The 25,576-nt window shown below is 36.2% G+C and carries 24 protein-coding genes and 1 pseudogene; 16 read left to right on the plus strand and 9 right to left on the minus strand.

Going from position 1 to position 25,576, the window contains the following annotated elements; genetic code table 11:
* Positions 1–107: 107 nt before the first annotated feature.
* Entirely contained in the window at positions 108–1,988 is a 1,881-nt protein-coding gene (locus F5ESL0259_RS08625; RefSeq protein WP_122038203.1) for a heavy metal translocating P-type ATPase, read from the plus strand.
* A gap of 72 nt (positions 1,989–2,060) precedes the next feature.
* On the opposite strand, the gene F5ESL0259_RS08630 is transcribed toward F5ESL0259_RS08625, so the two are convergent.
* Positions 2,061–2,738: a CPBP family intramembrane glutamic endopeptidase gene (locus F5ESL0259_RS08630; protein WP_122038204.1), complete on the minus strand. Its 678-nt coding sequence runs from the start codon at positions 2,736–2,738 to the stop codon at positions 2,061–2,063.
* Positions 2,739–2,970: 232 nt separating this feature from the next.
* Between F5ESL0259_RS08630 and F5ESL0259_RS08635 the strand changes: the two genes are divergently transcribed.
* From F5ESL0259_RS08635 to F5ESL0259_RS08660, 6 genes are all read left to right on the plus strand, one after another.
* Positions 2,971–4,059, plus strand: coding sequence for a YdcF family protein (locus F5ESL0259_RS08635; RefSeq protein WP_122038205.1), 1,089 nt, complete (start codon positions 2,971–2,973; stop codon positions 4,057–4,059).
* An 85-nt stretch (positions 4,060–4,144) separates the two neighbouring features.
* Positions 4,145–6,490, plus strand: coding sequence for an ABC transporter ATP-binding protein/permease (locus tag F5ESL0259_RS08640; protein WP_122038206.1), 2,346 nt, complete (start codon positions 4,145–4,147; stop codon positions 6,488–6,490).
* Between the two features lie 164 nt (positions 6,491–6,654).
* Complete coding sequence (locus F5ESL0259_RS08645) at positions 6,655–7,380, plus strand: glucosamine-6-phosphate deaminase (protein ID WP_122038207.1); 726 nt, start codon at positions 6,655–6,657, stop codon at positions 7,378–7,380.
* Between the two features lie 157 nt (positions 7,381–7,537).
* A complete protein-coding gene (amaP, locus tag F5ESL0259_RS08650; RefSeq protein WP_147446456.1) occupies positions 7,538–8,092 on the plus strand; it encodes an alkaline shock response membrane anchor protein AmaP in 555 nt (184 codons plus the stop codon).
* An 11-nt stretch (positions 8,093–8,103) separates the two neighbouring features.
* A complete protein-coding gene (locus F5ESL0259_RS08655) occupies positions 8,104–8,286 on the plus strand; it encodes a DUF2273 domain-containing protein (RefSeq protein ID WP_046325732.1) in 183 nt (60 codons plus the stop codon).
* Positions 8,287–8,300: 14 nt separating this feature from the next.
* Complete coding sequence (locus F5ESL0259_RS08660; RefSeq protein WP_370448600.1) at positions 8,301–8,831, plus strand: Asp23/Gls24 family envelope stress response protein; 531 nt, start codon at positions 8,301–8,303, stop codon at positions 8,829–8,831.
* A gap of 50 nt (positions 8,832–8,881) precedes the next feature.
* Here the strand turns inward: F5ESL0259_RS08660 and F5ESL0259_RS08665 are convergent.
* The 4 genes and pseudogenes from F5ESL0259_RS08665 to F5ESL0259_RS08680 form a co-directional block, all read right to left on the minus strand.
* A pseudogene (locus F5ESL0259_RS08665) lies at positions 8,882–9,115 on the minus strand (IS3 family transposase); the annotation flags it as partial.
* 118 nt (positions 9,116–9,233) lie between these two features.
* On the minus strand, positions 9,234–9,419 hold the full coding sequence (locus tag F5ESL0259_RS08670) for a hypothetical protein (protein WP_122038210.1): 186 nt from the start codon (positions 9,417–9,419) through the stop codon (positions 9,234–9,236).
* 74 nt (positions 9,420–9,493) lie between these two features.
* Positions 9,494–9,910, minus strand: coding sequence for a hypothetical protein (locus F5ESL0259_RS08675; protein WP_147446458.1), 417 nt, complete (start codon positions 9,908–9,910; stop codon positions 9,494–9,496).
* 214 nt (positions 9,911–10,124) lie between these two features.
* Entirely contained in the window at positions 10,125–11,756 is a 1,632-nt protein-coding gene (locus F5ESL0259_RS08680; RefSeq protein ID WP_122038212.1) for an ABC transporter ATP-binding protein, read from the minus strand.
* A gap of 693 nt (positions 11,757–12,449) precedes the next feature.
* Here F5ESL0259_RS08680 and F5ESL0259_RS08685 point away from each other — a divergent pair.
* From F5ESL0259_RS08685 to F5ESL0259_RS08705, 5 genes are all read left to right on the plus strand, one after another.
* Entirely contained in the window at positions 12,450–13,100 is a 651-nt protein-coding gene (locus tag F5ESL0259_RS08685) for a deoxynucleoside kinase (RefSeq protein WP_046325735.1), read from the plus strand.
* Between the two features lie 12 nt (positions 13,101–13,112).
* A complete protein-coding gene (locus F5ESL0259_RS08690; RefSeq protein WP_122038213.1) occupies positions 13,113–13,796 on the plus strand; it encodes a deoxynucleoside kinase in 684 nt (227 codons plus the stop codon).
* Between the two features lie 307 nt (positions 13,797–14,103).
* Positions 14,104–14,745 (plus strand): amino acid ABC transporter permease, encoded by a 642-nt coding sequence (locus tag F5ESL0259_RS08695; RefSeq protein ID WP_122038214.1) that lies wholly within the window; start codon positions 14,104–14,106, stop codon positions 14,743–14,745.
* A 15-nt stretch (positions 14,746–14,760) separates the two neighbouring features.
* Entirely contained in the window at positions 14,761–15,414 is a 654-nt protein-coding gene (locus F5ESL0259_RS08700) for an amino acid ABC transporter ATP-binding protein (protein WP_122038215.1), read from the plus strand.
* A complete protein-coding gene (locus F5ESL0259_RS08705; RefSeq protein WP_122038216.1) occupies positions 15,415–16,266 on the plus strand; it encodes an amino acid ABC transporter substrate-binding protein in 852 nt (283 codons plus the stop codon).
* 6 nt (positions 16,267–16,272) lie between these two features.
* Here F5ESL0259_RS08705 and F5ESL0259_RS08710 read toward each other — a convergent pair whose 3' ends face one another.
* Positions 16,273–17,064, minus strand: a complete 792-nt coding sequence (locus F5ESL0259_RS08710; protein WP_122038217.1) for a Cof-type HAD-IIB family hydrolase — start codon at positions 17,062–17,064, stop codon at positions 16,273–16,275.
* Between the two features lie 225 nt (positions 17,065–17,289).
* Here F5ESL0259_RS08710 and F5ESL0259_RS08715 point away from each other — a divergent pair, with 225 nt between their 5' ends.
* From F5ESL0259_RS08715 to F5ESL0259_RS08730, 4 genes are all read left to right on the plus strand, one after another.
* Positions 17,290–18,597: an NCS2 family permease gene (locus F5ESL0259_RS08715; RefSeq protein WP_122038218.1), complete on the plus strand. Its 1,308-nt coding sequence runs from the start codon at positions 17,290–17,292 to the stop codon at positions 18,595–18,597.
* A 100-nt stretch (positions 18,598–18,697) separates the two neighbouring features.
* Positions 18,698–20,143 (plus strand): DASS family sodium-coupled anion symporter, encoded by a 1,446-nt coding sequence (locus tag F5ESL0259_RS08720; RefSeq protein WP_122038219.1) that lies wholly within the window; start codon positions 18,698–18,700, stop codon positions 20,141–20,143.
* A 138-nt stretch (positions 20,144–20,281) separates the two neighbouring features.
* The gene (locus F5ESL0259_RS08725; protein ID WP_046325743.1) at positions 20,282–21,592 is read left to right on the plus strand and encodes an NCS2 family permease; all 1,311 of its coding nucleotides are present in this window, start codon (positions 20,282–20,284) and stop codon (positions 21,590–21,592) included.
* Positions 21,593–21,739: 147 nt separating this feature from the next.
* Positions 21,740–22,033, plus strand: a complete 294-nt coding sequence (locus tag F5ESL0259_RS08730; RefSeq protein WP_122038220.1) for a hypothetical protein — start codon at positions 21,740–21,742, stop codon at positions 22,031–22,033.
* On the opposite strand, the gene F5ESL0259_RS08735 is transcribed toward F5ESL0259_RS08730, so the two are convergent.
* From F5ESL0259_RS08735 to gndA, 3 genes are all read right to left on the minus strand, one after another.
* The gene (locus F5ESL0259_RS08735; protein ID WP_122038221.1) at positions 22,004–22,276 is read right to left on the minus strand and encodes a helix-turn-helix domain-containing protein; all 273 of its coding nucleotides are present in this window, start codon (positions 22,274–22,276) and stop codon (positions 22,004–22,006) included. The two genes, F5ESL0259_RS08730 and F5ESL0259_RS08735, sit on opposite strands and share 30 nt — an antisense overlap.
* A gap of 211 nt (positions 22,277–22,487) precedes the next feature.
* Positions 22,488–24,044 carry a ClC family H(+)/Cl(-) exchange transporter gene (locus F5ESL0259_RS08740; protein ID WP_122038222.1) on the minus strand — a complete coding sequence of 519 codons (1,557 nt, stop codon included), beginning with the start codon at positions 24,042–24,044 and terminating at the stop codon, positions 22,488–22,490.
* Between the two features lie 91 nt (positions 24,045–24,135).
* Positions 24,136–25,521, minus strand: coding sequence for an NADP-dependent phosphogluconate dehydrogenase (gene gndA, locus F5ESL0259_RS08745; RefSeq protein WP_122038223.1), 1,386 nt, complete (start codon positions 25,519–25,521; stop codon positions 24,136–24,138).
* Positions 25,522–25,576 lie beyond the last annotated feature (55 nt).

Raw genomic sequence — 25,576 nt, forward strand, 5'->3', positions numbered from 1 at the left:
AGTCAGATGACTGGTCTTTTTTTTACCTAAAATTTAGCACTAATTTAGAATAAGTCTAAATTAGTGCTAAAATATAATTATATTTCTTTTTGTAGGAGGCATAATGCATGAGTTTTAAACGTCAATGGAAGTTTTTTTGTGTTTTAGCTATCGGAATAATAGCTCTTATTTGTCAGTTTGGCTTAAAAACAAAAAGTCTTTTTCAACTGGGAAGTCTGCAGTTCCCGATCCAAACTATTTTAATGGATTTAGTCGGTATTATAATGGCATATTCCTTGATCACTGAAATAGTTGGCGACTTTAAATCGGGGCGTTACGGCGTTGATATTTTAGCTGTAATAGCAGTCGTTTCTACTATTCTAATTGGTGACATTTGGGCTGAATGGATGATTCTAGTGATGATGACTGGCGGGCAAGCTTTAGAAGATTACGCCACTGGTCAAGCGGATAAAGAACTTCGTTCACTTTTAAATAATTCTCCTACTATTGCCAACAAAATCAGTAATCAAAAAATTATATCGGTAAATGTAGAACAATTAACAATTGGCGATCACATTCTAATTAAGCCTGGTGAACAGGTACCTGTAGATGGGAAAGTTATTAAAGGTGAATCCAGTTTTGATCAATCTTCTTTAACCGGTGAGTCGGTGCCAGTTGCCAAAAACCCCGGGGATCAATTAATGTCCGGTTCAATTAATGGCAATGTTGCTGTTGAAATGGCTGTTACTAAAAAAGCCAGTGATTCAGAATATCAAACTATCGTTTCATTAGTTAAATCTTCGCAAGCGCAACCGGCTAAATTTGTCAAAATGGCTGATCGCTATGCTGTTCCTTTCACTATTATTTCCTTGGTAATAGGAATCGCCGCTTGGATTCATTCCGGTAATCCAATTAATTTCGCAGAAGTTATGGTTGTTGCTTCGCCCTGCCCATTATTAATAGCAGCACCTGTGGCATTGGTATCTGGCATGAGTTCCATGTCTAAACACCATATTATTGTCAAATCTGGTCCTACTTTAGAGAAACTAGCATCAGCTAAAACTTTTGCCTTTGATAAAACTGGTACTTTAACGGAAAATCAACTGGTAATTGATGAAATCATTCCCGCTGATAATAGCAGTTATAGTGCGGAAACTCTGCAAAGCTACGCCACTAGTGTCGAACAACAATCAAGCCATATTATTGCCAATTCACTAGTTAGGGTAGCGGATAACAAACTCTTAAAACCCGCTACACAAATTAAAGAATCAACTGGTCAAGGCGTTAGCGGAATCGTTGAAAACCATTTAGTCAAAGTGGGCAAGCTGAGCTACATTAAACCAGAAGATAATTCGCAAAAAGTGCAGGAAACCAATGCTACAGCTATTTACATCTCAATCGATGATAAATACGCTGGCTATATTACATTTAAAGATCAAGTTAGACCAGAAAGTGCACAGACAATTAAGCGTTTACGGCGCCAAAGCAATGCCCACATTATGATGTTGACAGGAGATCATAAAGATGTTGCAACTAAAATTGGCAAGGCGCTTAATGTAAAAGATATTCGGTATGAATTATTACCAGCAGAAAAAATAGCTGCGATTAAAAATGTAAAGAAAGAAAATCGACCAGTTGTAATGACTGGTGACGGAATTAATGACGCACCTAGTCTGTCTGCTGCTGATGTTGGTATTGCAATGGGAGCCAAGGGGGCCTCAGCTGCCAGTGAAAGTGCAGATGCTATTATTATGGTAAATGATTTATCTAAAATTAATGATGCCGTAGCTATTTCTAAGCATACGATGAAAGTCGCTAATATTGATGTATTAACAGCTATCACAATAGTAATTATTATTGAATTAATTGCATTTACCGGTGCTATTCCTGCTTTTTGGGGTGCCATTTTACAGGAAGTAGTAGATATGATTTCAATTAGCTTGGCGCTTTTAGCTAAAACTACGCCCACAAACCCAGAACAAACAGGAATCAGTAAAACTACAAATTAATGAAAAATTTTTCTATTTAAAAAAGCCTGATAAATCAGCGTTTTAGACGAGGCGCAATTTATCAGGCTTTATTTATAAGAATCCTAAGGAATTAAAAATCATGTGGGATAAAATTGAATAGCGTAAATCCTTGCTGGTAGTGTAAACCCATGCTAATACACAACCTAAGGCCCAATAAACGAGCAGATATTTGGTTAATCCGGGATCATGAGCATAACCAAAAATAAGTCCACTTAAAAGTATGCCTAACCATTTGTTACTACTTGTGTTTTTATTGAAAAAAGCATTAAAGAATAGTCCGCGAAAAATAATTTCCTCAAATATAGGTCCCACAATTATAACCATTACAGGAAAAAAGTAACCTGCCTGATAAGAAATCTGATCAAGAAGTTTCTGATTAGTAGAAGTTTGCTCCGTATTAAAGCCTAAAGCCAATTGAATAGTTGCACTGACAAAAATGAGCATTATTGCCCCTAAAAAAGAGAGTAATACTTTTCTAATCTGCCAGTGTGGTTTACTATTAAAATTTCGCTCATTACTGTGCCTTAATTGCAGGCAGTAAAAGTAAAATGCTAATAGCAAAGCAATAATTGTAATTATAGCAGTTAACACCACAAAAGGAATATTTCCTAAGCCCAATGATTTTCTTAACCTAAAAGGATAGAAATAAAATTGTTGTACAATCGTATAAAGCACGAAAGCAAGTATTATTGTAATTATATTTCCTAGAAAATAGAACAACTTTTTCATTCACTTAGCTCCTTTCAGACCAAAAATAAAAGTAAATCCTTAACTAATTTTACACAGTATCTCAGTAACAATATAACCAGCCTTTATTTTATGTTATGGCTCAGATATCATAATAAGGCCGGTAATTATTTCCTGGGAAATAACTTTCTTATTCTAGCATACTTTAATTTACTAGGACTTTTTAAACATATTTATTATAATAGACTTATCTTTAGAGCAAAGGCAGGTTATTATGATTAGATTTTTTGAGATTCTAAACCAGAACCGATCTTTTATAATTCTTTCACTTATTATGTTGGCAACACTCACTGTTTTTCTGGTTTCCTGGTTAAAAGAACCTCGGAGATTACTTAATGGTATTCTTTTCACAGTTTTTTTGTTAACCTTCGGTGTTTGGCTCACAGTAATGATTCTATCTACGAGCTTAAGGCCGCTCATTTTAACTTATGAAATTCTAGTAGTTTTATTTGTAGCCGCAATTACTCTGATGGCTGCCTTTTCCTGGCTGTTTTTCTTGTGGAATGCATATATTGTCTGGAAGCGCGAAAGTCACACGCTGTCAAACTTATTAACACTTTTTATTGGTATCGGGATAATTGTCGTGTGGTTAATTGCACTAATTGGTCCGTTTAAAAACATGCCGTCTTGGGTCAGAATTCTCTTATATGCACCAACAGCTGTTTTCGATTATCTGCTTTTTGTTGCTTATAACTTTTTAGTAAATTTGACTTTCTATCAAATTGTACCAAGACAGTATAACCAAGACTATTTAATTGTTTTGGGCGCCGGGCTGTCACAGGGTGAAACAGTTACACCACTTTTAGCTAGTCGCATCAATCGTGCAATTGAGTATGCTCAAAAGCAGGTCACTAAGGGAAGAAAAAAGCCTAAGTTTATTATGTCTGGTGGTAAAGGCGGAGACGAAAAAGTTGCTGAAGCACAGGCAATGACCGAGTATGCAATCGCTCGTGGAATTGAGCCTAGTGATATATTACTAGAAGATAACTCCAAGAATACCTACCAAAACATGAAATTTTCGGCTAAGGTTGCCGCAAAAGATTTTGGCAGTAAAAATTATAGAGCAAAATTTTTCAGTAATAATTATCACATTTTTAGGGCTTCTCTTTACGCTAAAGCTGCCGGACTTAATGCCAACGGCGTAGGCTGCTATACTCGTTTTTACTTTCTGCCCAATGCAATCGTGCGTGAATTTGCTGCAGTTTTGCTTTTAAACAAGAAACGGCATATTATTGCTATCCTGTTAATTGTATTATTCTTCATTATTTATGCTTTATTTGATTTAACTGGACTTATTCATTAAAATAGTTATCTTCCTTTGGCTTTGCTCTTTCATAAATGTTAAACTATCTGTTATTAATTAATTATTAAAAGAAAGAGAAAAAGGCATGTTACAATTAAAAGATTTACGTAAGTCATATCATGTCGGTGATACAGTTACACATGCACTTGATGGTGTTTCCATATCATTTCGTAACCAAGAATTTGTGGCAATTTTGGGTCCTAGTGGGTCTGGTAAAACCACGTTATTAAATGTCATTGGTGGACTTGATCGTTATGATAGTGGAGACTTAATTATTAACGGTAAATCCACTAAAAATTTTAAGGAAATAGACTGGGACGCCTACAGAAATAATTCTGTCGGCTTTGTTTTCCAAAACTATAACTTAATTTCGCATTTATCAATTATTGCTAATGTCGAATTGGGCATGAATTTATCCGGAGTTTCTGCTTCTGAGCGTCATAAGCGAGCAGTAGACGCTTTAACCCAAGTTGGCTTAAAGGACCATATTTCTAAACACCCCAATCAATTATCTGGTGGTCAAATGCAGCGTGTCGCAATTGCGCGCGCTTTAGCCAATGATCCTGATATCTTACTGTGCGACGAACCGACCGGTGCTCTTGACACTGAAACATCTGAGCAAATCATGAAGCTGATTAAAAAGCTGTCAAAAGACCGCTTAGTAGTTATGGTTACACATAATCCTAATTTAGCTCAGGAATATGCCACACGAATCGTCAACTTTCAGGATGGTAAAATTTTAAATGATTCCAATCCTTTTAATCCAGAAAAAGAAAAAGATACTTTTAAGCTGAAACGGACAAAAATGTCGTATTGGAACGCCATCAAGTTAAGTTTTACCAATATTATGACTAAAAAAGGCAGAACAACTTTGACAGCCTTTGCGTCAAGTATCGGAATTATATCTATCGCAGTTGTTTTAGCCTTATCCAACGGCTTTCAAAAGCAGATTGATACAACGATGAGTAAGGCACTAGCCAAATATCCCGTTACCATCAATCAAACCTCCACCGATGCTTCAAATATCGAAGACCGTAACGAATCTGATAAGAATGTCAAAAATCGGGGCTATATAACTGTTGAAAAAGATAGACTGCAAGAATCGACTCATCAAAATAAAATTAGTCAAAAGTATGTTAATTACATTAAAAAAATAAATCCTGATTATGCTAACAATATTTCCTATCAGCGTGGAATCAACTTAAATTTACTAACACGTAACGATAATAAAATTAAGCGAGTCCAATTCTCCCCCATTTCTGCTAGTTCAGACAGTTCTCAAGCAGCTGCCCAGATGCGGATGCAAGCAATTAGTGCTACTGGGTTAGGCTCATCAGTATTTCCTACTACACTTAATTCTGGTAAAAGTAATTTCCTGAAAGAAAATTATCAACTTTTGTCTGGAGCGTGGCCACATAAAGCTACTGATTTGGTCTTAGTAACAGATAATGAAAACAAGTTAAATATTAATATTATTAAAAACCTAGGTTTCAAAGTTAAAGCTGGTCAAAAAATAAAGTATCCCAAATTTGTTGGTAAAACCTTCAAAATTGTCGCCAACAACGACTATTATCAGAAATTACCGACAGGTATGTTTATTCCGCAAAAAATCAGTAATTCTATGTACGATAATAGCAAAACCAAACTGCAGATTGTAGGCGTCATCAGGCCAAAAGATCAAAATTCTATGGCACTTTTGTCAGCAGGAATTGCCTACAGTGACCAGTTAACACAAAATATAATCAATAAAAATAAAGCTTCAGAGATAGTAAAAGCCCAGAAAAAGACCACTCAAAACGTCATGACTGGTCAAAGTATGAATTCTCAGGAAAAGAAACAAATGATACAGTCAATTGGTGGTTCCACCATACCGACTAGTATGATGATTTATCCCAATGACTTTGATGCCAAAGATAAAGTGCTTGATTACTTAGATAAATGGAATCGTGGCAAAAAGAAAAAAAATAAGATTATCTATACTGATATGTCAAGCGCTGTTACTTCAATGACTGGCGGCTTGCTTAATGGTATTACTACGGTCTTAGTTGCCTTTGCCGCAATCTCTTTAGTCACATCAATGATTATGATTGGTATTTTAACTTATACTTCTGTTTTAGAAAGAACTAAAGAAATAGGAATCTTAAAGGCACTGGGTGCCCGTAAAAAAGATATCACCAGGGTATTCGATGCCGAAACATTTATTTTGGGTGTTTTTTCCGGCGTTTTAGGTGTATTTATTGCTTGGTTGCTGGTCTTCCCTATTAATAGTCTTCTTTACTCCATTACTGACTTAAGCAATGTGGCACAGCTTAACCCTACTCATGCCCTGATATTAATTATTATTTCAACCATTTTAACTATGATTGGCGGCCACTTGCCAGCGCGGATGGCAGCTAAGAAAGATGCAGCAATTGCACTAAGAAGTGAATAAAAACAGCATTTTAGAGTTTACATAATATTTGTTACATGTGAAACAAATATAGGTAAGCTCTTTTTTTGCATAATTTTAAAGTAATATCTATTGTCGCATCCTGTTGACAAATTGGAATATACCAATTTATAATTAACTTAACTAATATGGAGGCGTAAATAAAAATGAAAATTATTATCACAGAAGATAAAGCCAGTGGCAGTAGGAAGGCTTTTGACTTATTTAAAGATAGTATTGCTAATGGCACTAAGGTAATCGGTTTGGCAACCGGCTCAACTCCCGTTACTTTATACCACCAATGGGCCGAAAGTGATTTGGATAACAGCAATTTAATTAGTATTAACCTTGATGAATATGTTGGCTTAACTCCCGATAATGACCAAAGTTATCATTATTTTATGCAAAAAAACTTGTTTGATAAAAAGCCTTTTAAACACTCGTATGTTCCTGATGGAATCAAAGCCATTAAGGATCCCGAAGGTGCTTCAGCTGACTACAACAGAATAATTGCAGAAAATCCAATTGATCTTCAATTATTAGGATTAGGACAAAACGGTCACATTGCTTTTAATGAGCCTGGAACTTCATTTGATTCTATTACCCACGAAGTACAGCTAACTGAGAATACTATTAAAGCTAATTCTCGCTTCTTCAACAACATTGACGAAGTCCCTAAATCAGCAATCTGCATGGGCATTGCAAATATAATGTCTGCCAAAGAAATAGTGATTATGGCTTTTGGTGACAATAAGGCTGATGCTGTGCAAAAGATGGTTGAAGGTCCAGTTACAGAAGAAGTACCAGCTTCAATCTTACAAAAACACCAAAATGTTACTCTTATTGTTGATCAAGCAGCAGCAAGTAAATTAAGTTCAACATACAATAAGTAATTAACTGATATTAAGCTAAAAAGGGCGGTGCATTAAAACACCGCTCTTTTTGTGTGCAATTTTACGAACTGTTATTGTATACATATGGTGCATATTATTAGTCTGTTAAAATAATCAGTATTATTATTAAGATGAACCCTGAGAGGATGGTGATAAGTTGAAGAGGAGTAAAAAGTGGCTATTGGTATTAGGCATGTTATTACTATTACCTGTGCCTTGTTACTTAATATGGGAAACCGGTAGTTTTTGGCAAAAGTATTTAAAGATTAAATTACCTCATTTAGGTACTCTTAACCCGATATTTGCCTGGTATTTAATTGGTATTAGTATAATTGTTTTTATAATACTAATTGTTAGTTTAATTGTCATCCTATTTTGGCCAGTCCAAAGAAACTTTAATTTAATTCATAAAAGTGATGGTCAAGTTAAGGTTACTTCCAAGGCCATTAATGGCTATGTAATGAATTCACTTGCCGATTTACCTTATTTAAATAATGCAAAGGTTAGTTCCAAGTTAACAAAACGCCGAATTAAAATTAAAATCGGCGGTGACTTGGGTCCTGGTGAAAACATTGCTGCCCTGCTTAACGACTATCTTGAAGAATTAAAAAAGAATCTGAAGCAATTGCTAGGAATTGAGCAAAAACCAAAAATTAACATCAAGTTTATCAATTATCACAAAGGAGATAAACCTGAAAGGCGCGTTCAATAAAGGAGGTCAAAATGAAAGAAGAATATAAAAAATACCTCCCAGAAATAAGCGGTGCCGTAATTGGCGTGTTACTGGCATTTTGCTTTTTGATACTGGGATTTTTCAAAACTATTTTCGTCATCGTAATGTTAGTCTGCGGCTTTTTAGTTGGTCATTACTGGCCGGTATTCAAAAAAATGTTGCAGAATAAATAATTTATATAAGGAGTATATACAATATGGTACAATCAAGTTCAAATCAAAGTAGTTCAAAGCCTGAAGTTAAAGGCGATTTAAAATATGATTCAAAGGTAATTCAAAAAATCGTGGGTATTGCCTTATCTGACATTAAAGGTCTTTTAACAGTTAACGGCGGCTTTTTCTCAAATATTGCCGATAAAATTGTTAATAGCGATGACGTCACTTCAGGCGTAAATGTTGAAGTAGGCAAAAAGCAGGTAGCCGTTGATATTGAGATCGTTGCAGAATATGGCGTAGACATTACCAAGCTATATGATCAAATTAAAGAAAAGATCCAAGAAAAAGTCAAAGAAATGACCGGTCTTGATACAGTTGAAGTCAACGTTACAGTAGTTGACATTAAAACTAAAGAGCAGCATGAAAAAGATTCTGTCAGCTTACAGGACCGTATCACCGGTGCTGCTAATGACACTAAGGATAAAATCAGCGATCAAAAAGACAAAGCTCAAGATAAAGTTGAGGAAAAAAAGAAAGAATCTAAAGAATCTAGAGTTAAATAATAAGCATAATTTTTGATGTTAACCCTAAAATTTGGACACTTTTTTAGTTGTTATCTAAGGACTAATTGCCGATATTCAATCGGAGTTAGTCCTTTTAGTTTGATTTTGATTTTTTTCTGGTTGTAATACTCAATGTAGTCTCTGATTGCATCTTCCAATTCAGTGAGATTTTTAAACAGCTTTTCACAACCATAAAATATTTCTCGTTTGATTATCCCGAAGTAGCCTGCCATTAAACCATCATCAAGCCAATTGCCCTTGCGTGACAGTGATTGACTAATGCCATAGTTTTTGCTTGAACTCTGTCATATCTGAATACCATTTGTGATTGGGATAAAACCCACTGAAGCTGCGTTTAATCAGGTCAGGCTTGATCATACCTTTAAAGCCTGCTCCTTAAAATTACTTGTATGAAGTAGTAAAAGGCTGGTCTAAAATAGCTAGACCGTGATGGTCAATCAAAGGCAGCAAGTAATCAATTTTAGACCTGCCAACCCGATAACGCTGACTTAACTCAGTAGAACCAATTTGATAATCATGCCAAAGATGATAGATTTTAATTTTATCTTGTTTAGATAATTTAGTCATAAAAATAGCCTCCAAATTTGTCCTAAATTTGGGGGTCATTTCATAACTCTACTGCCTTTTATGAATTAATGAAATTAACCGTAATATTGATCCTGGTCTAAAGCAGTTTCATCGAAATTAACTATCATAAATTCATAGTTTGAAAAACACTCCATCCAATTGTTAAAATAGTCGTTCTCTTTTTTTAGCGACTTACTATTTTCTTCTCCTTCTGTTATAAAAGGCTTTGAACGTATATTAAAATTTGCATGTATTGTACCCAGCAAATTCAATAAACACAAGAAATCTTTTGCTGAATCCACACTTACATGAAAGGATTTAAACGAGTTATTATTTTCGCCAAGATATCTTTTTACTCTATTATACTCAGCAGCAGATTCTGCCTTATAATTTTCAACGCTATTTACATTCTCTTCAATAATAGCTGTCGGAGCTTGATTTTTAAAAAGATCTAGTATCTTTCTTAACTTAAAAAATTGTTCATCATTCATTTTTATCATTCCATTTAAAAGGCAGTGCGTGGAAACATTATATCTCCTAGGAAGCCATCAATTTTGCCGCTTATTTCTTCAGAATATTAGGTAATAGCTACATTTGCATTTAAGAGTATCTTCATTGACTGTATCTGCATAAAACACTATGCCCATAATCTAAAAGACTAGAGTTTCACAGCTTATTTAATTGTTCAATAAAATACTCAGCATTCTATTTTCCTAATTCGATTACTTGATCAAACTGCCTTTTAATTTCAGGTCGCAAGTGATGGGAAATGTAGACTAGAGTGATATCGTTCAAATTGAGCAAGCTCTGTTCGATTTTTTGTCCGTCCTTTTCATCAATTGCGGAAGTAATTTCATCGGCCAAAATAACCTGCGGGTTACCCAGCAGCTGCCTTGCCAGTGCAATTCGCTGCTTTTGCCCACCTGAAATATTGTTACCGGCGTGTTTTAAAACAGTGTCAAGCCCGCTGGCGCTGTCAGCGACAAATTTTTCCAAATCTGCACGTTTAATCGCAGTCTTCAGCTCTTCTTCAGTTGTCTCACGATCTAAAGTGATGTTATAACGCAGGCTGCCATCAAAAATATAGGCTGACTGGTCAATATAAGCGATCTGCTTATGTAGCGACCGCAGACTAAGCTCACGGTATTCATTGTCATCCCAGGTAAGTGATCCTTGGTAGCCGGTTAATAAACCACCAATTAATTTTACCAGGGTCGACTTACCGCAGCCTGATGGACCAACAATAGCTACCCGTTCGCCTCGCTTAATGCTGCCAGCAACATTCGTTAAAATCGGTCTATCACTATTGGGGTAGCTGAACGAAAGATCGCTAAATGCAATTTGCTGGGTCAAAGGAGCAACATCCTTGTCCCCTGTTTTTTCCTGCATATTAGCTAATTTATTATATTTGTCAAAAATAGGTTGAACTGCCCGAATTGAAGTTAGATCAATACTGATTTCTGTCAAGCTGCCAAAAACGTTACCGGACATTGAACCAACAATTAAAATAGCACCGATAGGAAGTTGGTTGTGAAAGGCCAGATATCCGGATTCAATGGTTAAAATAGTTTGAGCAGATATACTTATCAGGTTAATCAGTGAATTAGAGAATGACATTTCCGTAATGTAATTAACCCGAGCCTGTCCAGTCTTATCTGATGCCGCAAGAACTATTTTATTGAGCAATTTTTGCTGACCAAGCGTGAGCAGATTGACAAAACCTTCAAGAGCATCGGTTGCTTTTGCCGTTAATACTTCATTTTGCCTGCTTTGTTTTTGCGACAGTTGTTCCAACTTTTTCTTAAAAAGACGGGGAAATAAAATCATAACAACAGCAAAAACCAAAGTGGTTACAAATAAGAGTGGATGATAAGAAAACAGGATGACACTGGCAATAATGCCTAGGAGTGCGCTGCTAAATGTTTGCTCTAAACTGAAAAAGCCATCTTGATTAATTTGGTTTATATCGTTAGTAAACCAGGAAACATAATCAGCTTCCGTGTGCTTGTTGAAATCTTCATACTCTTGGCGACCAATTATATGGGCTAATGCGTTCCTAATGGAATTATCGACGGCCTTGATGATTACAGCGGAATACCGTGAACTACAAAAAAAGAAAATCAGAAAAAAGCCCCAGCTAAGCAAGTTTAAACCTGTATCAACAATAAAGCCCTTTAAACTGTGCTGAGTCAAAGCAGTAAGTGCATTACCTTTAAAAATGCTGGCAGCAGTTTGTGCCAAATTCCGGCCAAAATAGAGGATGGCTAAAATTACATACATGCCTGAATTACGTTTAATGTAGGTCCAAAGCGAAAATTTTGTTATAGTATCGTCCATGATTTACTTCCTGTCTAAATCCCTATTTTTAGAGTTAATACTAAAATGATTTTGGTTCAATAGATAATATGGTTTTTGCATTACTTCTTCAAAAGACTCTTAACTGGTACTTACAGCAGGAGTTGTACTATCTAAAGATAAAAATCTTTTCAAGATATCAGTTATGCCCTCTTGTTTCCATCATTTACTAATAATTTTATAATTTACTTACTATCTTATATCTTTTTTAACATTAAAACAATTTGTTTTTAATTTTTATTCTTAAAATTTTCCCATAGCAACAGTATATAAATATCAACTGCAACTTTTTCGAGCCTTTAAAAAATAATTCGTTCTATAATTGCAAAATCACTTATTATACTTAATGCAATCAAAACGAGCAATTATTGACTACTTTATTTATCACAGAATCGATAGAATCAAAGTACAGAATAAAAGGGCTTAACACCGGATAATATTGGCATTAATCCTCAGTAAAATAATTAATTAATATTTATCGGTCAGATTTTTTGGTTTCACGTGTAACATCTAACTTCTACAAAAAATTATTTACTTGAATACTCAATTTTTTATTCTGTATTATACAAAATCACTTGACTTTTTGATTAAAATTTTAATTTACTTTTTGCTTGTATACCACTATATCTCGTATTAAACTAAATAAGAATCTATATATTGTATTTAAGAAAGAACGTGATCCAAGTTATTGTTTTAAGTGGGCCAATTGGAGCCGGTAAATCCAGTTTAACTAGTATTTTAGCTGAGCACTTAGGTACACAAGCCTTTTATGAGGGAGTGGATAATAATCCTGTTCTTCCTTTATATTATCAAGACATGAAACGCTATACTTTTTTGCTTAATATCTATCTGCTTAACCACCGTTTAGCACAAATCAACCAGGCAATTCGTGAAAAAAATAGTGTATCTGACCGTTCAATTTATGAAGATGCACTCTTTTTCAAAATGAACGCGGACAGTAAAGTAGCTGACCCTACTGAATTTAAGATATACGACAGTTTACTCGAAAACATGATGGAAGATACCCCAGGTAATCCCAGCAAAAAGCCAGATTTACTAATTTACATTCATGTTTCCTTGGATACAATGCTTAAACGCATTAAAAAGCGGGGGCGTTCATTTGAGCAAATCAGTACCGATCCTAGTTTAAAAGACTATTACGCTAGGCTAATTAAGTACTATGAACCATGGTATGAGAAATATGATGCATCTCCTAAGATTAAGATCGACGGGGATAAATACGACTTTATCTGCGATGAAGATGCTAAAAAAGAAGTTTTAAATCAGATTGATGACAAATTGCACGCAATAGGCAATTTAGAATAGAGAAGGAACGTGATGACAGTTATTGTTTTAAGCGGGCCAATTGGAGCCGGTAAATCCAGTTTAACCAGTATTTTAGCTAAGTATTTAGGAACCAAACCATTTTATGAGAGTGTCGATAACAATCCTGTATTGCCACTTTTTTATGCTGATCCTAAAAAATACGCATTCTTACTTCAGGTATTTTTCCTAAACACTCGTTTTCGTAGTATCAAGGATGCATTGACTGATGATAATAACGTTCTTGATCGTTCAATCTATGAGGATGCCCTTTTCTTCCAAATGAATGCGGACATTGGTCGTGCAACGAAAGAAGAAGTAGCTACCTATTACGAACTGCTTAATAATATGATGAGTGAGCTCAAGCATATGCCTAAGAAAAATCCAGACTTGCTGGTTCATATTAAAGTTTCATACGACACCATGATTAAAAGAATTCAAAAGCGTGGTCGACCTTATGAACAATTGAGCTATGATGCAACACTGGAAGATTATTATAAGCGGCTTTTACGCTACTATAAACCTTGGTATGAAAAGTATGACTACTCACCTAAAATGGAGATAGATGGTGACAAGCTAGACTTTATGACTGATAAGCAGGCTAGAGAAGTTGTACTTGATCAAATCGTTGCCAAACTAAAAGAAATGGGTAAATTACCCGAATCATGGAATAAGCCTACAAATATTCAAATAGATTAACAATAAATAAATTATTATCAAAAGGTCATTAGAACTATGTGTTAATGGCCTTTTTATGTTGCCTATTACTATTTTAAAGTTCTGTTTAATTTATAGGAAAAGCTCTAAAAGTGAGGAGTAGCAATTAGATAGCTGGATGACAATTTAAATATTTTGTTACTTACTCAAATAAAAAATCAGAAAACTATGTTATTATTGAATCATATATTTTTCACATATTTATTTAATTAATTTATATAGTTTTAATTAGCTTCACTTGTGCTAATTTTACCCGCCCTATTAAATTAACTTTGTAAGAAGGAGAAAAATGAATTATATCCTTTCAATTATGCCCTCTCTCTTTGCAGGTGTAAAAATGACATTAATTTTATTTTTTTGGACTTTAATTGCTTCGATTCCCTTAGGAGTCATAGTTAGCTTAGGCTTACTGTCACATTTTAAGCCTCTACGGTTAATTCTAAAATTTTATATCTGGATTATGCGGGGTACCCCACTCTTGTTACAATTAATTTTTATTTTTTATGGCTTACCCATAGTCGGAATAATTTTTCAACGCTACGATGCAGCGCTTTTTGCTTTTGTCTTAAACTACACAGCCTATTTCGCAGAAATTTTCCGTGGGGGCTTTCAGTCAATTCCAGTAGGACAATATGAAAGTGCTCGGGTTTTGAGGCTAAATTACTGGCAAACTTTGACACATATTATAATTCCGCAAGTTAGTAAAATTGTCATACCCTCAATCGGAAACGAAGTTATCAACCTGGTTAAGGATACTTCGCTTGTTTATGTCATCGGTCTAGGTGAACTTTTACGTGCCGGCAATGTTGCTACTGCCAGAGACGTAACACTGATTCCTTTAATGATAGTCGGGATAATCTATTTACTAATGACTGGTATAGCATCATTTTTGCTAAAGAAAATTGAACGCATTTTTGCAAAATGGAAGTAAATTAAAGGAAACAATATGCTAGAACTTAAAAACATTACCAAAAAATTTGGCACACGCACAATCTTAAACAAATTAAACCTCACTATTCCTGACCAACAGATTTTAGCCATTGTAGGACCTTCGGGAGCGGGAAAAACCACTTTATTGCGCTGCTTAAGTGGTTTGGAAAAAATTGATGCAGGTGAATTCTTATGGGATGGGCAAAAATTTGATCCAACTGCTCCTGATAGCAAAAGTCATATTATCGGAGTCGTTTTTCAAAGCTATGAGCTTTTTCCTAATTTAACTGTAATTGAAAACATTACTTTGGCACCAACCCTAGTTTTAAAAGAAACTGCAGAGCAGGCGCAAACTCACGCACAAAAGTTATTGCAACAACTGGATTTAACTGGTAAAGAGGATCTTTATCCCTATCAGCTCTCTGGGGGCCAACAGCAAAGGGTAGCTATTGTGCGAGCATTGGCAATGGAGCCTCATATTTTATGTTATGATGAGCCCACCTCTGCTTTGGACCCGGATTTAAGAACAAAAGTCGGAGAAATAATTTTAAAACTTAAAAATAATAACAAAATGACACAAATTATTGTGACTCATGACATGGAATTCGCCAGTCAAGTTGCTGATCAAGTATTCAAAGTCAAAGCTCTAGATGATAAGAAGGTAATATAAGTGAAAACTAAGCGCCTCTTAATTCTTACAATAACGCTCGTCTGTTCTATCTTCTTTGTTTCTGGCTGCAGTGGTGTGTCAATTAATAGAAAAGCTAACGAAGTTGATAATTGGTCCCATATCAAGCAGCGTGGGTATGTTACAGTTGGTGTAGATGATACTTTTGTGCCCATGGATTTTAGGCAAAAAAATGGTCAGTTAATTGGTTATGATGTTGATCTAGCTAATGCAGTATTTAAGCAATATGGCATCAATGTCAGCTTTCAAACTATTGACTGGTCTATGAATACTACAGAGCTTAAAAACGGCACAATCGATCTGATATGGAATGGTTTTAGCAAGAATCCAGAACGTAAGGCCAAAGGTAATTTTAGTAAAACTTATTTGTATACTTCACAAGTGTTAGTAAGCCTCAAGAAGAATAAAATTAATACTATTGCTGCAATGAAAAATAAGACTTTAGGAGTTCAAACCGGCTCTTCTGGCTATAACGATGTAATGAAATACCCTAAAGTTTTTAAAAACCATATTAAAAATCATGATCCTATTCTCTATGATTCCTTTACCAATGCTTTTATAGATTTAACTGCTGGCAGGATTGACGGCCTTTTAATCGACAGTTCTTATGCAGACTATTACATTTCTAAGCAAAAGCATCCGGAAAATTTTACAGAAATCGATAGTCCCTTCCCTAAAGAAGAATTTGGTGTCGGTTTGAGAAAAAGTGACGTAACCATGAAGCGCAAAATCAATCAAGCACTAGAAAAACTAGCACGAAACGGTACTCTCACAAGAATTAATCACAAATGGTTCGGTAATAAAGCACGATCTCCCTTGCTTGAAACGAACTAAGCTCTATTAATTTATTTTGTCAAGGACTGCTGCTATGCCATCATGATTGTTGTCTAAAGTAGTTGTAAATTTTCTCTTTAGGTCCTCCGGTGCATTCCCCATTACTACAGGGTGACCCACTGATTGCAGCATTTTTTCATCATTATAATTGTCGCCAAATGCCCAGCATTCTTTTAAGTCTGCGCCCAAGGCCTGAGCTATTACTTTTACACCCTGACCCTTAGAAACGCCCTTAACAACAACTTCCAATAAATTTGCAGCAGATTTTACGATGTAAAATTCAGGATAAAGTTGCTGCAAGTCTTTTTGCGTAGCATCTAATAAATCCGGCGTGCCCATCAGCAAGATTTTATGAACTTTTTTAAGTTGGCGGATTTCAGCAATTGAACTTGGTTGCGCCCTGAATTTAACTATTTTTTCCTCATTCTTAACTAATTGATCATTATTACCTGGGAAATAATACCAGTTGTTACCGCTGTAGACATTCCAAACAACACCATTATTTTTATGTTCAATATAGGTGCATATTTCCGCAGCTTTTGCAGAAGGCATGGAACGTGAATCAAGCGTATGACCCATTTCATCCAAAACTAAAGCACCATTATATGCAACCATTGGACATGCTTTAGTAATTTCACCGACAACTGACATAATTGCCTTGGGCATGCGGGCAGAAACTGGCACAAAAACATTACCCTTAATAATTTGTTTCCGAATAGCCAATTTAGTTTTAGGTGTAACTTTTTGCTTTGAGTTAATTAAAGTACCATCTATATCTGAAAAAATTAAATTTCCCATTTTTTCTCCTATCGAGTTTCATAAATTAATACAGTTTTACCCTCATTTTACCGATTAAAGTATTAACAGGTCAATTTGTTCATAAATGTAACTATTAATAAATTATGCTTACTTCGCCTACTTATGCCTAGTATTATTCGTGTTTGCATTATTTTAAATGAATGGTAAACTAGAATAGTCGTTAGTTTGATTTAAAACACGAACAATATATTTGGGAGAGGTTAGATGAATTTTATAAAGAGTTATTTTCAACTCGATAAATACAAAACCAATGTTAAAATTGAATTTCTTGCTGGGTTAACAACTTTTATCAGCATGTCATACATTTTATTTGTTAACCCAAGTGTCTTGGGAGCCAGTGGCATGGATAAAGGGGCAGTTTTTACAGCCACTGCTTTAGCCAGTGCTTTAGGTACTGCTATTATGGGGATCGTTGCCAACTATCCTATTGGAGAAGCTCCTGCCCTTGGTATTAATGCGTTTTTTGCTTATACCGTTTGTGTAGGCATGCATGTTTCATGGGAAACAGCCTTAGCCGCTGTCTTTGTGGCCTCTATTATCTTCATTTTAATTACTATGTTTAAGTTAAGGGAAAAGATTATCAATGCTATCCCTGCTGACTTAAAATTCGCAATTTCTTCCGGAATCGGCCTGTTCATCGCATTTTTGGGAATGCAAGATGGTGGTTTAATTGTAGCAAACAAATCAACACTGGTCGGCTTGGGTTCACTTCATGATCCGGCTGTCTGGATTACCATTTTCGGCCTTATTGTTACTGTTGTTTTAATGATTTTAAATGTACCGGGAGCTATTTTTATTGGTATGATCCTGGCAGCTATTTTTGGTGTAGTTACAGGACAAATCCCTTTACCAACTAAAATAGTTTCAGTAGCACCAAGTATTGCCCCATCATTCGGCCAAGCGATTTTCCATGTTAAAGATATTAATACTCTGCAAATGTGGGTAGTTGTACTTACCTTCCTTTTAGTAACTTTCTTTGACACTGCCGGTACTTTAATTGGCTTAGCCCAACAAGCAGGCTTTATGAAAGACAACAAAATGCCCCGCGTAGGTAAAGCTCTGGCGTCAGACTCAACTGCTATGATGGTTGGCTCAGTTTTAGGAACTTCACCAGTTGGTGCTTTTGTTGAATCAAGTGCCGGTATTGCAGTTGGTGGCAGAACTGGTTTAACTGCTGTCTTTGTGGCTATTTTCTTCTTAATATCAATGATATTTAGTCCCCTGTTAGGCTTGTTTACTACACATGTTACGGCACCAGCCTTAATCATTGTTGGTGTTCTGATGGCACAAAACACAGCACATATTCAATGGGACAAGATGGAAATTGCAGTTCCTGCTTTTCTAATTTTAATTGGTATGCCTTTAACCTATTCAATATCCGATGGTTTGGCTTTAGGGTTAATAACCTACCCTATATGCATGGTTGCTGCCAAGAGATTTAAAGAAATTACACCAATGATGTGGATTCTTTTCTTCGTCTTTATTGTCTTTCTATGGGTACTAAATTTCTAAGACTTACTAATTGTTAAAAAAATATAATATGATAAACTAAGCAAATATATTGATGTCAATCGTACTCATATATTTGCTTTTTATTTTGGAAGAGGTTTTTATGAAAACAATAGATTACAAAAAATTTATATTGCCACTATTGTTTGGCCTTATATTCTGGTTGACGACGCCAATTCGTCCAGCCGGAGTATCAGTTCAAGCCTGGCATATGCTGGCAATATTTATTGGAACAATTATCGGCTGTATCACATTGCCAATAGCAATCAGCGGCGTCACTTTAATTGGCTTTACTTTAACCATTTGTCTTGGACTTGCACCACTTGCAGACAAAATTGTTAACGGAAAAGTAATCGAAAAAGGAGCCATTAATGCATTTGCAAATTCATCTGCCTGGCTTATAGTTATGGCTTTTATGATTTCGCGAGGTATCGTAAAAACCGGCTTGGGGCAAAGAATTGCTTTGTATTTTGTTAAGTGGTTTGGTCATAAGTCCCTAGGTTTAGGTTACGCAATAGGAGCTATCGATTTAATAGTATCCCCTGCAACTCCTTCAAATGGTGCAAGAGCAGGTGGTGTGGTATATCCATTAATTCAATCTTTAGCCAATACTTTTGGATCAAAACCTAATGATCCTTCACGTAAAAAGATGGGAGCTTACCTAACTTTTACGGAATTTCAAGTTAATATCATAACTTCGTCATTATTTATGACCGCATGTGCGCCTAACTTAATCGCCGTTGCACTAGCCGGTAAGGCCGGCGTAACTCTTAGCTGGATGCCGTGGCTTATGGCCAGCATTGTACCTGCAGCAATTTGTCTAATTGTGGTGCCATATTTTGTTTACAAACTTTATCCACCGGAAATTAAAGAAACTCCTAACGCCAAAGAATGGGCCGACGGGGAATTAGCAAAAATGGGAAAGCTTACGTTATCTGAAAAATTAATGGCGGCCATTTTCGCAATCACTTTAGTGCTCTGGATGCTTTCCAGCACTTTAGGAATTGATGCTACATTAATTGCCTTCATTTCCGTTTCCCTTTTGTTACTTACTGGTGTATTAACACCTAAAGACTTGCTAAGTGAAACTGGTGCCTGGAATATCTTGATTTGGCTGTCAATTTTAGTATTCATGGCTGAAAAGCTTACTCAGTTTGGCTTGATTGGCTGGATATCAAGTAGCATTTCTAGTGCAATGAAAGGCCTCAACTGGTTAATAGTTTTGGTAGTTCTAGCATTGGTCTTATTCTATACCCACTACTTATTTGCCAGTGCTACAGCTCATAATTCAGCAATGTATCTGCCATTATTAACTGTAGCAATTTCTGCCGGTGCACCTAAATTACTGGCAGCCCAATTTTTAGCTCTATTTTCTGCAATCATGGGCTCTACTACCCATTATTCCAGTCCTGCTGCATCAGTCTTAGCTTCTTCTGGTTATGTAAAACAAGATGAGTGGTGGAAATTAAGTTTTATATTTGGTATTTTTTATATCTTAGTTTACGGCATTATCGGATTAGCTTGGATGAAACTAATCGGTATGTGGTAATTATGCAAAGCAAATCTTGATAGGTTTGCTTTTTTATTTCCTGGGAAATAATTTTGCATTACATGGTCCATTTACCCCCAATAAGTTATATACTAGATATATTAGTTCTTTATAATTTTAATATTTTTAGGAGGAAAAATGACGACACTAGATAAAGTCTTTCATTTAAACGATGCTCATACCACTGTTAAACGTGAATTAATAGCTGCATTAACCACGTTTGTCAGTCTCTCCTACATCCTTTTTGTTAACCCAAACATTTTGCACGCAGCCGGTATTGATAAAGGGGCAGCATTTACAGTTACTGCAATTTCGATTGCAATTGGCTGCTTCATTATGGGTCTAGTAGCTAATTACCCCGTTGCTCTAGCCCCAACATTAGGTAGCGCAGCCTTTTTCGCTTACAATGTCTGCGGAGGAATGCATATTAACTGGCAAACTGCCTTAGCTGCTGTTTTAGTTGCATCTATTTTATTTATTTTAATAACAGTTTTGAAGCTGCGTGAAATAGTAGTTGATGCTATTCCACAAGATCTGAAATATGCTATTTCTGCTGGTATCGGCTTATTTATCGCCTTTATCGGCCTGCAAAATGGTAAGTTAATTGTCAATAGTGATTCCAATTTAGTTACTTTAGGCAAGTTTAATTCACCAGCTGTCTGGATTACTCTTTTTGGCTTGACCCTCACCGTAATCTTAATGGCAATGAATGTACCCGGATCAATTTTTATTGGTATGGTCATTACAGCTGTCTTTGGGGTTATTATTGGCCAAGTTGCTGTGCCAAAAGGTATTATTGCAAGTGCTCCAAGTATTGCTCCGACATTTGGTCAAGCTGTATTTCACTTAAAAGATATTAACACCCCACAACTATTCATGGTAGTTTTAACGTTCCTACTTGTTACGTTCTTTGATACAGCAGGTACATTGATTGGAATGACTGAACAAGCAGGCATGGTAGATCAAAATGGTAAGATTCCACGAATTGGAAAAGCTTTCGTTTCCGACTCTTTAGCAATGGTCGAGGGGGCCGTCTTAGGTACTGCGCCACTGGGAACTTCTGTAGAATCAAGTGCAGGAATTGCCATGGGCGGACGTACTGGTTTAACGGCAATTTTCGTAGGAATTTTCTTCCTAATATCAATGATTTTCAGTCCACTTCTGGCGGTTATTCCCACCACTGTTACTGCACCAGCACTAATTATCGTTGGCGTACTCATGGCCGGAAATCTGAAAAAAATCAATTGGGACAAATTTGAGATTGCTTTCCCAGCATTTTTAACAGTAGTTGGTATGCCATTGACTTACAGTATTTCTGACGGCTTGGCACTCGGCATGATAGCCTACCCAATTACCATGATTGCTTCTAAGCAAGCCAAAAAAGTTTCACCAATGATGTATATCCTATTAGTAATATTTGTTATCTTTTTCTTGATTACAAATATGTAAAGATATTAGTTTAATTACAAAAGATCACTTCAGTTTGAAGTGATTTTTTGTTTGTAATCATTCATAAATCTCACTTTACTTTTTAGTTATTTAATACTAAAATTCAGAAATAAAATTTTAAATTACCACTAATGGGAGGGAATTATTTTGCATAATACTAAAGAAAAATCAATCAATCATTACACTGGTACTATTACTTTCTTTTTTATTGCTTTACTAACCAGCTTTAATTCTGGCTTTTTCCCTTATTCCATTACTGGCAGGCTCTGCGCCATTTTGTGGCTAGTCACATTCAGTCTCTTAATTTTTGCCTTTGAATATTTGATCAATCATATTAATGTCGAAAATAAAGGCATAGCAAAAGCAGCAGTAAATTTCAGTATCTGGCTTTTAGCAGCCTTGGTTTTGGTACTATTCAGCGTGTTTACGGCCGCAGTTTAAGCGCATTATCTGGTAGCGTCTTTGCGCCACTTGCGCATCGTAGCGGTACCGTTTGCCGTGATAACAAGAAATCTGGCCGCGTTCAAGCTTGTACTTGACCGTGGTGGGTGAACAATTGGGACTGGCGGCAACTTGACGCAGGAACTGACCTTGGCTGCGTAAAACCTGGATAATTACGCGGTCTTGCAAAGCAAGATGTTGGCCCTTTTGGTGAGTAGATATGGTAGAATTAAGCGAGTTCATTGGTAACTTCTTTCTAGAATTGATTGGGTTAATTACATTCTATCAGAGAAGTCCAATGGACTTTTTTTATTTTCTAATCAGCGCAAGTGTTCAACTTCATTTTACAATTTACCTAAAAAAGTTATCATAAAAAGCTAATAGGTCAGAATAAGCTCTGATTTATTAGCTTTTTTAAATTATAAGTAATACAGAATACGGTTAAAACAACTTGCTAGCCATCATATCGGACTCTTTGCATTTGCTTTATTTGAATAAATACCTGACCGCGACGGCCTGCATCAAGAGTTAGAACCAGAGAATCACCGGCTTTAATTACCGATTGACCGTTAGGAATTACATACTTGCCATCACGATATATTGCTTTAACTAAAGTATGCTTAGGCCACTTGACCTGCATGATTTCTTTTCCCGCAAGCTGGCTGTCTTCATAAATTGGCACAGTTAGCTGGTCAGTTTTGCCGGAAACTACCGCTGAATGTTTTTTATTTTTTACAGACATTGCGCGAGCAAGCGTACCGTAAATGGGATCACCATTGAGCAGTTCATCAACCAGTAATGCAACAAAAGCTACCACAGCTAGCGGCATTAAATGAAGCAAAGACCCAACCATTTCCGTAATAAGGATGATGGCGGTAAAAGGAGCCCTAATTACGGCGGCGAAATAGCCAGCCATTGCGAAAATAACCAAATTAATCACCAATTTTGCCGGCAATAAATGTAATTGCACCAAAACAAGACCGTAGCTGGCACCAATTACTGCACCCATTGTCAATATCGGTAAGAAAATACCACTTGGTAGTCCTGAATCGTAAGAGATAATAGAAAACACAATTCTAACAACAAAGAAAAATAAGAGTAAGCCTACTATTTTCCAACTGCTTTGTTTAATAATCTGCGGTAACGCTAATATTAAGCGGTTACCCGGACCAGTAATTAAAGGGTAAAAATAAGCGATTGGTATTAATAAAGTGAGAGGTATTAGTCCGTATAACCAACTTGGTAAAAAAGTAATTTTCGCATATAACTTTTTCACTTTAAATAAGCCAGTTTTATAAAAATGACCTAGTAAGCCCAAAATTAAGCCCAAGATGAGCAGATAGCCATACAGCCTAACGGGAAAAGTATGACGATAAACCAGAGATAGTGCTGGCTTTTGACCAAAAATATTTGAAACTACAAAATCTGAAACTAGAGCACCTGCAAGTGCATTTAACCACACCCGTGGCGAAAAGTTATGAAATACTTCTTCAAGCACAAATAATGCACCACTTAATGGCGCCCCAAAAGCTGCAGCTAAACCGCTGGCCGCTCCAGTAGCTAGCAGTACTCTAGCATTCGTTTTTGACTCTTTAGTACCCTCGCCAACACCTTGACCGATAGTTGAACCGATCTGCAAAGAAGGCCCCTCAGGTCCTAAAAATAAGCCTGTACTGATAACTAAAATGCCACCAATAACTTTGCGCCATAATGTGGGCCACCACTGTAGAGTTAAATTTCCTTCCAGCTGTAGTTTTACTTCCGGTATACCAGAGCCGCCAACGTGAGGATATTGCTTAACAAAATAACCAGCAATTAAGCCTACTAAAATGAGTCCCAAAATGATTGGAATAAACCATAAGGCATTTTGATGTGCCACGTGAAACAGTCTAAGCCACAATTCTGTCATTTTTTGAATACCAAAGCGAAAAAAGCCCACTACAATCCCGCTTGCAAGACCTACTAGCATTGCTTCCAGCAACAGCTTTATTTGTACTTTTTTATCCCTCATAATACCTCTACTTTTTCAATATAATTAGCACTACTAAAAAACCAGTTAAGTTTTAACTTTAACTGGTTTTTAGTGTTACACGTGTAACAACTTATTTTTCCTCATACCATTCAGTGTGATAAACGCCTTCACGGTCATTTCTAAAGTAAGTATGAGCGCCAAAGTAATCACGTTGTCCTTGAATTAAGTTTGCTGGTAAACTTGGATTAAAAATTGATTCCAAGTAATTCAGTGATGCACTTAATGTCGGAGTAGGAATACCTGCTCTAGTGGCGAGTTCAATCACTGCACGCAAAGCAGCGATATTCTTATTCATTAAGTCCTTGAAATATGGATCTTGGAACATGTTATCAAGTTTCTTACCTTCAGAAAATGCCTTTTCAATGTCTTTTAACATTGCTGAGCGAATAATACAACCTGCTTCCCATGATTGAGCAATCGCCGGATAGCGCAAGTCCCAGTTATAGGCATCCGCAGCCATTTTCAGTTGTTGGAAACCTTGAGCATAAGCTACAGCTTGACATAATTGCAAAGCCTGACCAAGATTATCAATTAAATCTGCTGGTACAGCACCATTCCATGTTATTTCTTTACCCTCGCGCGTAGTAGCTTTAGACATAAAACGGCTAATTACAGCTTCGGCAATAACGCTGATTGGAGCACCCAGATGAACACCATCTTCCAGCATCCAGTTACCAGTACCTTTATAAGAAGCAACGTTTAAGATATGATCAATTACATGGTCAGGGGTTAAATTATCCTTTTGCTTTAGCACTTCAGCAGTAATTTCACTTAAATAGGCTTGAACCAATCCTTCATTCCAGTGCGCAAAAATGGCTGACATTTCATCATTTGTTTTGCCCGCAACCTTACGCAAAATATCGTAAACTTCGGAAAATTCCTGCATAATGCCGTATTCGATACCATTGTGGACCATCTTAACGTAATGACCACTGCCTTCAGGTCCAATAAAGCTGACACATGGATGGCCTGCGGAATTCTTAGCTGCAATTGCTTCTAATATTGGTGCAACCTTTTTATAGGCATCTTCATCACCGCCTGGCATCAATGCGGGACCTTTTAAAGCACCCTCTTCTCCACCAGAAACACCCATACCAATAAAGTGAATACCGTGTTGTTCCATTTCATGATAGCGCCGATTAGTGTCATGAAAGTTCGAATTACCACCATCAAGCAGAATGTCGCCTTTATCTAGTAGTGGCAGTAATTTTTGTAAAGTTTCATCAACCGGTTTACCAGCTGCAATTTGAATTAAAATCTTTCGTGGCTTCTCTAAAGAATCAACAAATTCTTCCCAAGAGTATGTTGGCTTTAATTTATCATCTTCATATTTAGCAAAAGCATCTACTTCCGGCTTATCAATTGAAAAACCGGAAACGGAAAAGCCATTATTTCTCACATTCAAAGCAAGGTTCTTACCCATTACTGATAAGCCTATAACACCGAACTGTTGCATTTATAGTCCTCCATCATTTAAATTTTTTCTTAATTACTAGTATACCTGTTTTAGC

This window comes from Lactobacillus sp. ESL0259 (genome assembly GCF_003693045.1).
GTDB lineage: Bacteria > Bacillota > Bacilli > Lactobacillales > Lactobacillaceae > Lactobacillus > Lactobacillus melliventris.

Coding starts and splice junctions, on each gene's coding strand:
- F5ESL0259_RS08740 (WP_122038222.1), bottom strand. CDS start 24,044: ATGAGGGATAAAAAAGTACAAATAAAGCTGTTGCTGGAAGCAATGCTA.
- F5ESL0259_RS08630 (WP_122038204.1), bottom strand. CDS start 2,738: ATGAAAAAGTTGTTCTATTTTCTAGGAAATATAATTACAATAATACTT.
- F5ESL0259_RS08635 (WP_122038205.1), top strand. CDS start 2,971: ATGATTAGATTTTTTGAGATTCTAAACCAGAACCGATCTTTTATAATT.
- F5ESL0259_RS08715 (WP_122038218.1), top strand. CDS start 17,290: ATGAATTTTATAAAGAGTTATTTTCAACTCGATAAATACAAAACCAAT.
- F5ESL0259_RS08680 (WP_122038212.1), bottom strand. CDS start 11,756: ATGGACGATACTATAACAAAATTTTCGCTTTGGACCTACATTAAACGT.
- gndA (WP_122038223.1), bottom strand. CDS start 25,521: ATGCAACAGTTCGGTGTTATAGGCTTATCAGTAATGGGTAAGAACCTT.
- F5ESL0259_RS08710 (WP_122038217.1), bottom strand. CDS start 17,064: ATGGGAAATTTAATTTTTTCAGATATAGATGGTACTTTAATTAACTCA.
- F5ESL0259_RS08690 (WP_122038213.1), top strand. CDS start 13,113: ATGACAGTTATTGTTTTAAGCGGGCCAATTGGAGCCGGTAAATCCAGT.
- F5ESL0259_RS08625 (WP_122038203.1), top strand. CDS start 108: ATGAGTTTTAAACGTCAATGGAAGTTTTTTTGTGTTTTAGCTATCGGA.
- F5ESL0259_RS08645 (WP_122038207.1), top strand. CDS start 6,655: ATGAAAATTATTATCACAGAAGATAAAGCCAGTGGCAGTAGGAAGGCT.
- F5ESL0259_RS08640 (WP_122038206.1), top strand. CDS start 4,145: ATGTTACAATTAAAAGATTTACGTAAGTCATATCATGTCGGTGATACA.
- F5ESL0259_RS08675 (WP_147446458.1), bottom strand. CDS start 9,910: ATGAATGATGAACAATTTTTTAAGTTAAGAAAGATACTAGATCTTTTT.
- F5ESL0259_RS08695 (WP_122038214.1), top strand. CDS start 14,104: ATGAATTATATCCTTTCAATTATGCCCTCTCTCTTTGCAGGTGTAAAA.
- F5ESL0259_RS08655 (WP_046325732.1), top strand. CDS start 8,104: ATGAAAGAAGAATATAAAAAATACCTCCCAGAAATAAGCGGTGCCGTA.
- F5ESL0259_RS08720 (WP_122038219.1), top strand. CDS start 18,698: ATGAAAACAATAGATTACAAAAAATTTATATTGCCACTATTGTTTGGC.
- F5ESL0259_RS08735 (WP_122038221.1), bottom strand. CDS start 22,276: ATGAACTCGCTTAATTCTACCATATCTACTCACCAAAAGGGCCAACAT.
- F5ESL0259_RS08725 (WP_046325743.1), top strand. CDS start 20,282: ATGACGACACTAGATAAAGTCTTTCATTTAAACGATGCTCATACCACT.
- F5ESL0259_RS08670 (WP_122038210.1), bottom strand. CDS start 9,419: ATGACTAAATTATCTAAACAAGATAAAATTAAAATCTATCATCTTTGG.
- F5ESL0259_RS08700 (WP_122038215.1), top strand. CDS start 14,761: ATGCTAGAACTTAAAAACATTACCAAAAAATTTGGCACACGCACAATC.